Below are 12382 nucleotides of genomic sequence, written 5' to 3' on the forward strand. Positions count from 1 at the left end.
ACTTTGGATAACAAAAAAGGCCTTGGAGATTCCAAAGCCTTTTTTATTTTGTTAAAAATGACTAGTGTTTAGTTGAGTCAACAGTAGTAGTTACAGTAGTATCTTTTACAGTTGAATCAGTTACGTTAGTATCAACTTGAGTAACAACAGTAGATGAATCAGTTACAGTAGTATCTGTAGATTCACCTGTTTTCTCAGAGTTACAAGCTGCTACTGATAAAGAGATTGCTAAAGCTAAAAAGCCAAATTTAAATGCGTTTTTCATTCTAATTCTATTTTAAATAATTAATTAATTTTACAGATTAATACAGGAAAGTTTAAAAGGTAACCCACCTAATTGAAAAAAAAAATAAAAAATATTTTAATGTGGGTTACTGGGTTACTCTTTATAGTATTGCCGTATTAAGGAAGAAATAAAAAAAGTAATTTTTTTTGTTATCATTGGGTTACCATTCACGTTTAAATGTATTAATTGGTGAGTAATAAGTTAAGCAGTTCAGTTCCAACAGATAGAGAGGTAGTTTTAGGGGTCTTAAATAACTCAGAAGAAGCGCTAAATAAATTGTATACGGGGTATTTTCCGATGATTTTACAGTTTATATTAAATAATAACGGTGATGAAGATGATGCAAAAGATGTGTATCAGGAAGGCATAATTGTTTTATATAATAAAATTAAAAGCGGAGATTTCGAGTTAAGCAGTAAACTAAAGACCTATATATACTCAGTCTGCAGACGTATTTGGTTAAAGAAGTTAGCACAGCAAAGCAAGAAAACCAATAACATCTCTGACTTTGAGGATGTGATAGCGATAGAAGAGGACGTTGAGCAGCATGAAGAGAAGGATAAGCAATTTGATAAGATGCAAGAAGCACTCCTCCATTTAGGCGAACCCTGCAAGACCATTATTCAGGACTTTTATATTAACAACCTTTCCATGCAGGAAATTTGTGAAAAGTTTGGGTATACCAATACCGATAACGCAAAAACACAAAAATATAAGTGCTTACAAAGGTTAAAGAAATTATTTTTTCAATCGTGATATGAGGAACGAAATAGAGTTAGAGGGCATAATTGAAGATTACCTTAACGGTAAACTTACTGAGGCAGAAGCTAACGCTTTTGAGCAACTACGCTTAAATGATCCAACTGTTGATCATAAGGTTGTTGCGCACAAGGTTTTTCTGGATTCGTTAAAGGATTATGCCTCAAATCTTGATTTGAAAAACAAGATGGATCATGCACATGATCAGATCGATGTTGATGCTTTAAGCAGAAAGCTTGGACCTCATCCTTCGTTTATTGTTAATATGTGGCGTAAAAATAAATCAGCAATTGCTGTGGCCGCCTCTTTTATATTATTAACAATTGTTACCATTTATTCTATACAACAAACTACAGAGCAAACCGGTAGCTATAAACAAATGAGTGCTGAGCTTAGTAAGCTTAAAAGTTCTACCAATAACCTGATCAGAGATGTAAAATCAAGCCAGAATTCAAAGGTGCCTGTTAAGCCCGTGAAATTTGGCGGTACCGGTTTTGCAATTTCTTCTAACGGATATATCTTAACTAGCTATCACGTAGTCGAAAAATCTGATACGGTGTACGTTCAGAACAACAAAGGTGATCTTTATAAAGTTGATATTACCTATAAAGATCCTATTAATGACATTGCCATTCTAAAAATCATTGATAAAAAGTTTTCATTAGGCTCGTTACCTTACTCATTAAAAAAGGGTAAAGTTGGCCTCGGAGAATCTGTTTACACACTGGGTTATCCTAAAGATGAAGTAGTGTTAGGAATAGGCTATTTAAGTTCACAAAGTGGTTTTAATGGTGATACTTTAGCGTATCAGTTATCTCTTGATGTTAATCCAGGTAATAGTGGCGGGCCGCTATTAGATAATAGCGGAAACGTAATAGGCATAATCAATGCTAAAGAAAGCTATACAGACGGAGCAACCTTTGCGGTAAAAGCAAAGTTCCTTCAGGAAGCGTTAAGCTCTATCCCTCAGGATTCTATAGTGGGTAGGATATCTTCTGTTAGGAAGAGCAAATTATCGAAATTAGAGCCATCAAAACAGGTATCTAAAATTCAGGATTACGTGTTTATGATAAAAGGTTATAACTAATAACTAACACATAAATTTGAAACCCCGAAACTTTAATTTAGTTTCGGGGTTTTGCTTTATATAGAACTTTAAATATGGATTTCGGAAAAGTAACAGATAGCCAGATAAAGGATGTAGATTTTACATTGCCAAAAGATGGTATACAGACTTCAAAGACATTGTCGAAAGGTAAGCCGGTTAAAAACCCTGAGTTTTACGTTGGCTGTGCTAAATGGGGTCGAAAGGAATGGTTAAATATGATTTATCCATCAAAAACCAAAGAAGCCGACTTTCTGGATCAATATGTAAAACATTTCAATTCTATTGAGCTGAATGCGGTTTTTTACAGCATCCCGAATGCAGAGCTGATTAAAAAATGGAAAGCCAAGGCTGAGGATAATTCCAATAATAGTTTTATTTTCTGTCCTAAATTTTCCAGAACAATCAGCCATATTAAAAGGCTAAAAGATGCAGAGGTACCAACAGATCTTTTTCTGGCAAGTATTTCTGAATTTGGTCAGTTCTTGGGGCCATGCTTTTTGCAGCTTGGAGATAACTTTACACCTAAGAGCCTGCCTGTTCTGGAAGAATACCTGAAATACCTGCCTACTGACCTTGCTGTTTTTGTGGAATTAAGGCACGAAGGATGGTTTTTGGAAGAAGCGAATAGGAACCAGGTGTTTGATATGTTTGCAAAGTTAAATAAGGGTGCAGTAATTACTGATGCAAGCGGCAGGAGAGACTGTGTGCACATGGAACTAACCATACCTGAAATATTTATTCGCTTTGTCGGAAATGGATCGGCACATCAGGATTCTGACTTTGCAAGGATAGACGATTGGGTGGTAAGAATTAAACAGTGGTTGGATAAAGGACTGGAAAAAGTGTACTTCTTTCTGCACCAACATGATGAAAAGGATACACCCATTCTTGCCGATTATACCATTAAACAGTTTAATAAGCACTTGGGAAGTAAGATTCCTGAAATTAATTTTATTACAAAAACAGGAGAATTATTTTAAATAGTATACTTAACTTGTAGACTTTAATATTTACTTTTAAACATTGTTATTTACTACTAAAATATATAATTATGAGTTTAAGAATAGGGGACGCAGCTCCCAATTTTAAGGCAGAAACTTCTATAGGTAATATCGATTTTTATGATTTTCTGGGAGATAGCTGGGGAGTCTTGTTTTCTCACCCTGCAGATTATACTCCGGTATGTACCACGGAACTTGGCCGTACTGCATCTTTAAAAGGAGAATTTGAAAAAAGAAATGTTAAAGTACTGGCGCTTAGCGTTGATTCTGCAGAGTCTCATAAAGGCTGGATTAAAGACATCAATGAAACTCAAAATACAAATGTAGAGTTTCCTATCATTGCAGATGAGGATAAGAAAGTTGCTGATCTCTATGATATGATCCATCCAAATGCTTCAGAAACTTTAACTGTACGTTCGTTGTTCATCATCTCTCCTGATAAAAAGGTTAAATTGATGCTAACCTACCCTGCGTCTACAGGGCGTAACTTTAACGAAGTATTAAGAGTAATCGATTCATTACAACTTACCGCTAATTATAGCGTTGCGACTCCTGCAGATTGGGAAGATGGACAAGATGTTGTTGTAATGAACAGTATTAAAACAGAAGACATTCCTGCAAGGTTCCCTAAGGGGCATAAAGTAATTAAACCTTATTTAAGAACTACACCTCAACCTAATAAGTAATAGTGTAGTATAAGGATAAACAAAAAGCGGGGCATTGTAAAAATGCCCCGCTTTTTGTTTCCTGGAATTCAATTTCTCCGCATTCTGTCGAGATGACGAAGCGAACTAACTAAACTTAGCTTGCAGTTCTTCAAACTTTTTGGCGATCTTATCACTAAGCTCAGTTTGCTTGTAACCCACAGCCATTCTGTGCAGGTTGCTTAAAACATACATGCCTACCTGAATATCTCTTCCGTAAGCGTTAAACCGTTTCGGTTCTAAAGAAGCAATATAAGTCAGCTCTTTATTTAAAAATTCAAATGTTTCATTTGTCAATTCATTAGCGGCCTTAGTTTCATTTAAGGCATACATATTTTGGATGGTCTGATACCTGTTTATGGTATCGTCAACTGAATAATTTTTAAGAGGAATCTCTTTAACGCTTTTAACTAAAATGTTGCGTGCCTTATCTGTTTTTCCTTCCATGAAAAGGTTTGTAGTAAGCGAGTTCGAAACACTCCATGAACTTTGGGCAACTCTTCTGCTTTCCGGATCAATGTATTTTGCAGTTTTAAAGCTTTTAAAATCAAATTTATGCATTAGGTTATCGTACATCGGATCGCTATTGGTTTTCTCCATTTTATCGCGTGTATCCTTAGGATCAGTTTTGAAAGGCAACAAACGGAGCGCATATCCTTCAAGATATAGGTATTTACCTAAACCTGCATAAGTATCTTCAGATACATTTGATTCAAAATATATTGGCCTTTCCCAATTGTTGTTTGCAATGATATCCAGTAAAGCCAGATCATATTTGTACATGATATCTTTATTGTATTTCCACTCCATCAAAGGTGTAACCTTGTCTTTGTCTTTAGGTGAAATGGTATGCGTTTTTACCAATTGATCTGAGTCTACCGTTAATTTGAAGTTCTGGCTAGGCAAGAAATTCACGTAACTTCCATCCGATAGTGGAAGTTTATCCTCCTTATTATCTGAAGTCAATACTGCTAAAAGATCTTTTAGCTCCACACTGTCTTTTAAATCGTAATCATAATAACGAATATAATCTCTAACACCATTTACATACTTCTCTGTTGGCATAGTAATAGGCAGAGCTGCGGATTTATTCAGCTTCAATTTCATTTGATTGATATATGCATCATCAGAAAGATATTGAATATTTACAACCCGTATGTCGGTACGAATACCCTCAACCTCCTGTGCGTACCACAAAGGGAACGTATCGTTATCAGCGGTCACAAACAATATGGCGTTCGGAGCACAAGAGTTAAGATAGTTTTTTGCCCACTCTAAGGCAGTTGCTTTGCCAGAACGGTTATGGTCGCCCCAACCCTGAACACCCATAATTGCAGGTGCGGCCAATAAGCCAACCAACGAAGCCACTATAAGGCTCAATTTAGGCGCATTAAAGCGCGATAACCACTCCCTGATAGCAAATACCCCGAAGCCAATAAAGATAGCGAAGGCATAAAAGGAACCTACATAAGCATAATCCCTTTCTCTTACTTGTCTGGGATCTTGATTTAAATAAACAATAATAGCCAGACCAGTAAATAAGAAAAGTGTTGTAATTACCAGGGTGTCATTTCTGTTTCTACGGTATAAAAAGAATAAACCCGCAATACCTAATATTAAGGGTAAACCGTAAAATCTGTTAAATCCTTCATTGTCAACAATACTTGGCGGCAGGTTGGTTTGGCTTCCCAATCGTATAGCATCCAGCGATTTAATTCCGGTTATCCAGTTCCCTTCGCTATAGCCTCCCTGACCCTGATTGTCATTTTGTCGACCAACAAAATTCCAGAAAAAGTAGCGCCAGTACATAAAACCTACCTGGTATGATGCAAAGAACTTTAAATTCTGGGCAAAAGAAGGGGTTTCTCCGTCAGCAAGATTTAACCACTGCTTGTAAAAGTTTATGTGATCTGGTTTGTCACTATATGTTCTTGGAAACAATAAATTCTTGTCATATTCCACATCTATACCTCTTCCTGAAACCTCATATTTATCTTTTCCTTTTCTGTATTTGGTATAAGTTTCTTTGCCGTCAATTTGTTTGGCATCAAAAGTTTGTCCGTATAAAAGCGGCGTTTGACCGTAATTTGTACGTCCTAAATAACCATATAAAGCAAAAGCATTATCAGGATTCGAAAGGTTTAAGCTTGGCTTCGCATCTGCTCTTATAATGATTAAAAAGTAAGAGCTAAAGCCAAACAATACAAATGTTAGGCAGATCATGCTGAGGTTAAGATTGTACTTTTTATGCTTAATTGAGTAGTAGATGGCGTAGGTAATACTGGCCGCCAAAAGCAGTATAAATGTTATGGCGCCGTATCCAAATCCAAAGCCCAGTGTGTTTACGAAGAACAAATCGAACCTTGCTGCAAGCAATACAAAATATTGGATAATAACGAACTGAACTATTACCCATATAAGCCCTGCAACACCTATTGCTTTAATGATACCAAAGGTGGTTGGCTTTGTTGTTTTTTTGAAATAATAAACGAGTACTACAGCTGGAATGGCCAACAAACTTAATAAATGGACCCCAATAGATAATCCAATTACAAATGCAATTAGTACCAGCCAGCGGTCGTCTGTTTTACTTTCCCATTTCAAAATTGCCCAAAATACAAGGGCTGTAAATAATATAGAAAGTGAATATACCTCGGCCTCAACTGCCGAAAACCAAAATGTATCTGAAAAGGTAAATGCCAAAGCACCAACTACACCTGTAGCAACAACGGTTAGCACATCCGCGGTAGTTTTTTCCTGTTTGTATAGCTTACTGGCAATCAGGGTGATGGTCCAATAAAGAAACATAACTGTGGCGGCACTAAAAATTACTGAGCTGAAGTTCATCCAGTAAGCAATTTTTGTTACGTCACCTGCAGCTAACAAAGAAAATAGCTTTCCTATCATCAGGAATAAAGGGGCGCCAGGCTGGTGACCTACTTGTAATTTATCGGCTGCGGAAATGAATTCTCCGCAATCCCAAAAGCTTACGGTTGGTTCCATGGTTAGCCAGTAGACCACTCCTGCAATCAGAAAAAGCAGAAATCCTACAAGATTGTTAATTTTTTGATAGTGGTTCATAGTTTGAGGGTAATTTTCTTAATAGTAAAAATAACTAAAACATTGAAAGTTAGCGGATTTGGGAATGTTAAAGTATGTTAAAGAATGTTAAAATTGTTCGCAAAGAATGCTTGTGCTTTAGTTTGGAATTGTAATTTTATGCAAGCCGGCCTAAGCTTTGTATGGGCACTAAAATTAGTAACTGAATAAATGGAAATTAAAGTGATCATTACAGGAGCTACCGGTATGGTAGGCGAAGGCGTATTATTAGAATGCCTGTCGCATCCGAAGGTAAAAGAAGTACTTGCAATTGGACGTAAACCTTATCGCGGTCAGAAGCATCCCAAATTAAAAGAATGCATTGTGCCAGATTTTTTCAATATTGACGGCATACAAGATCAGTTAACCGGTTATGATGCATGTTTTTATTGCGCAGGCATAAGTTCAAATGGGATGAAGGAAGCGGAATATAGTTACATTACTTATGACACTACTATGCACCTTGCAAATAAACTTGTTCTTCTTAATGCTGGGATGGTTTTCAGCCATATATCCGGTAGTCATACGGATAGTTCCGAAAAAGGGAGAGTGATGTGGGCACGTGTAAAAGGTAAAACTGAGAATGCTTTAATGAAGTTGCCATTTAAAAATGTATATAATTTTCGTCCGGGTTTCATGAAGCCTACCCCAGGTCAGGTAAATGTTAAAGGGCTTTATCAGGTTATAGCATCATTATATCCTTTGCTCCGCTTGCTAATACCAGGCCAGGTAAGCACTTTAAAAGAGGTTGGACAAGCTATGATTAATAGTGTTCTTAAAGGATATTCTAAATCAATACTGGAGATAAAAGATATTAAAATATTAGCCGCTGAATAGGCTTTCGTCATCTCAAAGTAATTCCGCATCATGGCGGCAACCATTTATCGCCTAACTACGTAAATGCTTAAAAATGAATAGTTAATATTCTTTTTTAAGGGAGTATCTACCACAATTAAAGGTGATGGGTGAGGGTGATGAGGTCCCGGAATATAAGTATTCCGGGGCTTTCTTTTTGATTAGGCTATTGAAGGTATCAATTGCGCGGAGTTGCAGATTCCCAAACTGAATAATCCGTTAAAAGCTGTTCATGTTCTTTTATCCATTTTCTCTTTTCTTCCTGATTGGAAGTAAAGCTAATAATGCGCGCGATTAATGGCATAAATTCTGATTTAGATAGTTTGTAAAAATAATCAGCGTAAAAAGACCAGAAAAAATCCTTTTCTTTTTTCTTTTCAGAAAGTTCCCCGGTAATACCAAAAATTGTTTTAAGCTGTAGTTCTAGTTGATCTGCTTCCGACAAACCAGCCAATCCTGGCGACAGCGAAGCCATTGATATGGCCAGGCTTGCTGCACCTACGTCGGGATCCTTTTCGTTGGGATTACGATTGATCGTAATGTTGTTTACTCCGGTTGTTTTGGTAATCCCTGAATTGAGAATTGATTTAACATCCTGAAAAGCTTTAGTCGAGCGTTGAGTGGTAGCTTCCAGTATCAGGAAATTACAGTAGCTAAGAAGTGCAGCAATTTTTTTACTTGGTTCGGCCATGTTTATTAATGCGTATAAGCGATGGCTACTTGCGTGTTTTGGATTTAGCTGCAAAGCTTTGGTTACATTTTGTAATGCCTCCTCATTTTTGTCGAGGCTACTATAGGTTATGGCAAGATTATAATATAGGCCCTGATATTCTGGCTGCGCTTTTATGCCGCGTTTATAATATTCAATGGCTTTATCTTTCTGCCCCTGTGTATCATAAATACTTCCTAACATGTCGTATGCACTGCCTGAATTAGACGGATTCTCTTCAATTATTTTATTCAGATACGGGATGGCATCTTTAGCCGATTTATTGCTAAATAGTGTATAGGCAATTTCATAATTCGCGGTAGAATTATCCGGATCTAATTGTAATGCTTCTTTATATTTTAAGATAGCTTCTTCAAATTTACCGGCGTCATGGAGTTTAACCCCTTCAGAGATTAGGCCGTTAATCTTGCTTTTATCCTGAGATAAAACCGCAGTTGAAATAAATAGAGATAAGAGAATGAGCGTTAATTGGTTCATGATCAGGAAAAATTTGGTTATGATTATTTCGTTAGCATAAAGCTAAATTAAATCGATCATTTTTTTAGAACGAATTATTGAAATAACTAAACCTAAAATTTAATAGTGCTGCATTATTTCGGCATCTATTATTAGATAATCATGATTAGCACCTTGTGTAAAAACAAAGAACTTGTTGTGATCAGGCTTTATTTTGTATTTCTTAACCAGGTTTTCCGCTTTATCCCGATAGTTTCTGGCAATAACATTTCCCATCGGCGACTTTTCTTTTTTAAGATCACTGGAAGATAAGAGACTGTTGATCTTAAAAATTCTTCCTGGAAAGGAGGAATCCAAATGATCTGAAACATACAACTGTGTTTGATGATGTAGCTTTTTTAACCGAAACCTTGCAGCTATCAGGTTAAAGGCTCCGCTTTTAAGCAGTGCTGTATCTGGTTCATACAGATAGCCAGAAGGAGTTTCGTTTAGCAATTCAACCTCTGTTTCTTCTTCACCTTTAAAAAAGGAGAATTCCTTTTGAGATTCATTTAGGGTAACTGCTGTTATTTTTGGTTGTTGCGCAGATCTGTCGCTGTCAATAATCCATAACAGTTCTTTGCACTCATTTTTTACACTTATAATATGAACTTCAGAAACATTGCTTAGCTCCTTTAAACCAGCCGTAATGTCTAATAACGGTGCTGTTTTAATAATGATGCGTTTTGATTTGGAAAGTAGTAATTCCAGATGCTCAACCACATTCGGAGTGCAGTCTTTTAACATAAAAACTTTGCCTGCCGAACTTCTTCTTGCAGGGTCCAGGTAAATCGTATCAAATATTTCGTCGGTTTTTTCCAGTAGCGCAATACCATCCACAGCCAGGCATTTAATATTTAGTTGTGCCAACATTAATGCATTATGAGCAGCTATTTCAGAAAGATCCACATTGATTTCGCAATGTGTTAAGCTTTTAACGGTTTTTGCAAAGTAATAACTATCTACCCCAAAGCCACCTGTAAGATCTATTAAGTTGTCGCCAATAGCTAACGCTGATTTGTATGTTGCTGTGGTTTCTGATGAACATTGCTCAATAGAAAGTAGGGCAGGGTAATAAATAGAATCTGTTTTATACCAGGTAGGCAGTTTTTTTACCGATTTGTTTTTTGCCGCAATCTGGTTAGCAAGCGCTTTAGAATCAACATCCTTAAACGGACTTTTAGACATAGCGAGTTTGTGTACATCATCATTTAAATGATTGTTAATGTACTCCTGAACTTCGCTATCTAAAACATGTTTATTCAACTGTTGTCTTGTCCCTCATTACAATTTGACAGGTATACCTGCTTTTAACTTCCAGTAGGATGTTTTTGTTAACAGTTACCCTATCTATGGTTTGCTGGTTATAGTACCTTATGGTAACCAATTCCAGGCCTGTGTTATACTTAACTTTATAGTGCTGTGAAAGATCTGCTATCAATCCTTCCAGCTTTTTAGGATCATGATCAAAACTTACCGAAAAACTGATTGCAGAATTCAGCATGGTTGTAATTTTTACCTTGTGTTTATGGAACAAACTAAAAATATCACTGAGGTTTTCTTCTATGATGAAAGAGAAATCTTTAGGGAAAATAGAGATCAGCGCCTGGTTTACTTTAAATATAAAGGATGGAACCGGAAGATGATTGTTTTCTCCCGTAATGTCTGTGCCTTCGGCTTTATGATCAAGAAAAGAACGAACAAATAAAGGGATGTTCTTATTCTGAATCGGCTTTATTGTTTTAGGGTGAATAATAGTTGCACCATAATAGGCCAGTTCAATTGCATCATGATAAGATAAACGCGGAATTCTTTCCGTTTCATCAAACCATTTAGGATCGGCGTTTAAAACTCCGGGCACATCTTTCCAGATGGTTAACGAAGTTGCATTTAGGCAAGAAGCAAATATTGCGGCCGAATAGTCAGAACCATCTCTACCAAGAGTTGTGGTAAAGTTTTCGCTTGTGCTGCCAATAAATCCCTGGGTTACTGCAATATATTGTTCTAAAACAGGAGCCAGTTTTTTCTGTATTTCCTGCTCTGTTTTTTCCCAGTTTACCTGTGCCTCCCGGTAATTGTTATCTGTATGGATAAAGTTACGGGCATCAACCCATTGCACATTACAACCTGTTTCGTTTAAGTAAGCAGCAGCTATTTTGGTCGAGACGATTTCCCCGATTGAAACGATTTGATCGTAAATGTAATCAGCAGCATCGTCCGGTTCTTCCTCTATTAACCAATCTATCTCTACGAATGAGTTTGCCACATCGTTATACACCGGGTTACTGTGGTCTGGAAATAACTCACTAATGATGTTGAAATGGAATTGTTTTACCTCTTCAAATATCTGATGTGTATCCTCAAGACCCGTTAAATAAGCTTTTGTTAAATCCTCAAGCTTATTGGTAACCTTACCCATTGCCGAAATAACGATTAACAGGTTGTTTTTTTGATTGCGTTCTTTAATGATATTGGCCAGATTTTTTACCCCTTCGGCATCTTTAACTGATGCACCTCCAAATTTGTATACCTCCATTAATTTGCGGGACTAAGTAATGAATTTGGTTTAGCAATTTCTTTAAGCTCACTGAAAGGAATAACCAGTTCTGTTTTTCCATATGCATAAGCCTTGATTTCGTAAGGATTATAAAGAAACATTAAACCTTGATCCGTAATGGTAAAGTTGTCATTCAGTTTGAACGTATCCTTATCAAAGAAATAGCCATCTTTTAAGCTAGCAGTAGGACTAAGCTTTTCATTTTTTCTGAATATCTCTTCGGCCACAGCAGTAAGTTTTGGCAGGGAACCTGGTTGAATTAAAGAATCTAAAAGGATTTCCTGATGTGTGGCCGGATTGTAGTTCAGGTAGATAAATACACTGTTAGGGTGTGCACCGCCTGAATAATTTACATAAGTGTTTAGTAGCGACAAGTAGCCTGGTTTTTGTTTCACAACCTTAGCATTGATGTCTAAGAACCAGGTTTGCGGGTAATCCTTTTCAGATTTTCTAAAGTCGTCATAACCTTTTATAAAATCGGTAGCATATTCATTATATGTTTTGTAGTTTTTGCCAGAATCTGCTGTCAGTTTTATTTTGGTTTCAACAAACTGGTTAACTTTTTCATCATTAAATAAAGGATACGAAATAACTGCTTTAGAAGTATCAGTTACATTTTTATCAACAGATACTGCGGTTTTGCTGTAAACTTTTACTGAATCGTATTTAAAAGTTAATGAGTCTCCTGTATTTACAACACTTGTAGTGTCGGTAGTATTGCTTGTTTTATTCTCACTCTGACAAGCTATAAAACCTATGGCGATAATAAATAATCCTAATTTCTTCAT

At 36.5% G+C, this 12382-nt stretch carries 11 protein-coding genes; 5 read left to right on the forward strand and 6 right to left on the reverse strand.

Going from position 1 to position 12382, the window contains the following annotated elements; translation table 11 throughout:
- Positions 1 to 61: 61 nt before the first annotated feature.
- Positions 62 to 265: a hypothetical protein gene (locus HQN86_RS04825; RefSeq protein ID WP_048906591.1), complete on the reverse strand. Its 204-nt coding sequence runs from the start codon at positions 263 to 265 to the stop codon at positions 62 to 64.
- Between the two features lie 210 nt (positions 266 to 475).
- On the opposite strand from HQN86_RS04825, the gene HQN86_RS04830 reads away from it, so the two are divergent.
- From HQN86_RS04830 to HQN86_RS04845, 4 genes are all read left to right on the forward strand, one after another.
- On the forward strand, positions 476 to 1042 hold the full coding sequence (locus HQN86_RS04830) for an RNA polymerase sigma factor (RefSeq protein ID WP_172659875.1): 567 nt from the start codon (positions 476 to 478) through the stop codon (positions 1040 to 1042).
- Position 1043: 1 nt separating this feature from the next.
- Positions 1044 to 2132 carry a S1C family serine protease gene (locus tag HQN86_RS04835; RefSeq protein ID WP_172659876.1) on the forward strand — a complete coding sequence of 363 codons (1089 nt, stop codon included), beginning with the start codon at positions 1044 to 1046 and terminating at the stop codon, positions 2130 to 2132.
- 74 nt (positions 2133 to 2206) lie between these two features.
- Complete coding sequence (locus HQN86_RS04840; RefSeq protein ID WP_172659877.1) at positions 2207 to 3133, forward strand: DUF72 domain-containing protein; 927 nt, start codon at positions 2207 to 2209, stop codon at positions 3131 to 3133.
- 71 nt (positions 3134 to 3204) lie between these two features.
- Positions 3205 to 3840, forward strand: coding sequence for a peroxiredoxin (locus tag HQN86_RS04845; RefSeq protein WP_172659878.1), 636 nt, complete (start codon positions 3205 to 3207; stop codon positions 3838 to 3840).
- A 105-nt stretch (positions 3841 to 3945) separates the two neighbouring features.
- On the opposite strand, the gene HQN86_RS04850 is transcribed toward HQN86_RS04845, so the two are convergent.
- Positions 3946 to 6939 carry a DUF2723 domain-containing protein gene (locus HQN86_RS04850; RefSeq protein WP_172659879.1) on the reverse strand — a complete coding sequence of 998 codons (2994 nt, stop codon included), beginning with the start codon at positions 6937 to 6939 and terminating at the stop codon, positions 3946 to 3948.
- Between the two features lie 189 nt (positions 6940 to 7128).
- On the opposite strand from HQN86_RS04850, the gene HQN86_RS04855 reads away from it, so the two are divergent.
- Positions 7129 to 7794, forward strand: coding sequence for an NAD-dependent epimerase/dehydratase family protein (locus tag HQN86_RS04855; protein WP_172659880.1), 666 nt, complete (start codon positions 7129 to 7131; stop codon positions 7792 to 7794).
- Positions 7795 to 7990: 196 nt separating this feature from the next.
- On the opposite strand, the gene HQN86_RS04860 is transcribed toward HQN86_RS04855, so the two are convergent.
- From HQN86_RS04860 to HQN86_RS04875, 4 genes are all read right to left on the reverse strand, one after another.
- The gene (locus tag HQN86_RS04860; protein WP_172659881.1) at positions 7991 to 9019 is read right to left on the reverse strand and encodes a tetratricopeptide repeat protein; all 1029 of its coding nucleotides are present in this window, start codon (positions 9017 to 9019) and stop codon (positions 7991 to 7993) included.
- 99 nt (positions 9020 to 9118) lie between these two features.
- Entirely contained in the window at positions 9119 to 10303 is a 1185-nt protein-coding gene (locus tag HQN86_RS04865) for a class I SAM-dependent methyltransferase (protein WP_172659882.1), read from the reverse strand.
- A complete protein-coding gene (locus HQN86_RS04870; RefSeq protein ID WP_172659883.1) occupies positions 10296 to 11573 on the reverse strand; it encodes an aspartate kinase in 1278 nt (425 codons plus the stop codon). The genes HQN86_RS04865 and HQN86_RS04870 overlap by 8 nt, the downstream gene beginning before the upstream one ends.
- Positions 11573 to 12382: a DUF3298 and DUF4163 domain-containing protein gene (locus tag HQN86_RS04875; protein ID WP_172659884.1), complete on the reverse strand. Its 810-nt coding sequence runs from the start codon at positions 12380 to 12382 to the stop codon at positions 11573 to 11575. Before HQN86_RS04875 ends, HQN86_RS04870 begins: the two co-directional genes overlap by 1 nt.

Origin of the sequence: Pedobacter panaciterrae, from assembly GCF_013204795.1 — a bacterium.
GTDB lineage: Bacteria > Bacteroidota > Bacteroidia > Sphingobacteriales > Sphingobacteriaceae > Pedobacter > Pedobacter panaciterrae.